This window comes from Dolichospermum circinale AWQC131C, from assembly GCF_000426905.1.
GTDB classification, from domain to species: domain Bacteria; phylum Cyanobacteriota; class Cyanobacteriia; order Cyanobacteriales; family Nostocaceae; genus Dolichospermum; species Dolichospermum circinale.
In genome coordinates, this window is the sequence record NZ_KE384593.1 from 1 (window position 1) to 1,004 (window position 1,004).

General features: G+C 30.4%; 1 protein-coding gene. It reads left to right on the forward strand.

From position 1 onward, the window contains the following. Positions 1-271: 271 nt before the first annotated feature. Positions 272-622 carry a hypothetical protein gene (locus tag ACIR131C_RS0103655; RefSeq protein WP_028089107.1) on the forward strand — a complete coding sequence of 117 codons (351 nt, stop codon included), beginning with the start codon at positions 272-274 and terminating at the stop codon, positions 620-622. The last annotated feature ends 382 nt before the right edge of the window (positions 623-1,004 follow it).

Consider the following 1,004-nt stretch of genomic DNA (forward strand, 5'->3'; position numbering starts at 1 on the left):
CCCTTTAATTTTTTCTCTACGTAATTTACCCCAGTGACAGTTTGGGGTGCGGAATGTGGGTTATTAAGGAATCCAGTAAATTAATTTATTCTGAGGATTTTCAGGTTCTGACAACAACAACAAAAAATCTCCAAATGGTGAAAACGTAACTTTATATAGCTTGTGCTGCACTATCAGACAACCATAAATCTTAACATCATCTAGATGATAATTTTAACTATTTTCAAGTATTATGTTATAATCAACTCAGAATTATAAGAGTAAAAATATCATGATTTTAGCTATTAAAAATGCTCTTTCCACAATTGCACCTAAGTTAACTTATGATGTGTTGATTGAAAATCAAGCAGATGGTACTGTGAAAGCGACATTATTAAGTTTACCAGAATGTCAAGGTTTAGGGAATACAGAAACGGAAGCAATAGAAGAATTAGATAAGATTTTGCAAGTTCGTTTAGGAAATGCTAAGATTGTCACTTTAGAAATTAAATCTCCTCAAATTGAAAATCCTTGGATGAAAATAGCAGGTAAGTATAAAGATGATCCACACTTTGATCAAATGTTGGAATATATAGAAGAATATCGTCGTGAATTAGATGCAAATCAGGATTTACAGGATTAATATTGTCTGAATCAGGATATCCAGGATTAGAGGATTAACAGGATGTTTTTTAGGAAATATAGGTTTTTGTGAATGATAGAAAATATATTTTTCTCATAAAATTGTCAGAATCAGGATGTCCAGGATTAGAGGATTAACAGGATGTTTTTGAGGAAATAAAGGTTTTTGTGAATGATAGAAAATATATTTTCCTCCAAATCATAAATTATCATCATTAAATATTCACAGAAAACCTACAAATAACAATCCTGTACATCCTTAAATCCTGGATATCCTGATTCTGACAACAACAACAAACAATCTCCAAATAGTGAAAATATAACTTTACCTATTTGTTAATAACTAAAAACTTGAGAGGAATATTATTAGCTTCCCAGTATTC

What these genes read in the sequence shown, in the direction of transcription:
- ACIR131C_RS0103655 (WP_028089107.1), top strand. Translation starts at nt 272, where the DNA reads ATGATTTTAGCTATTAAAAATGCTCTTTCCACAATTGCACCTAAGTTA.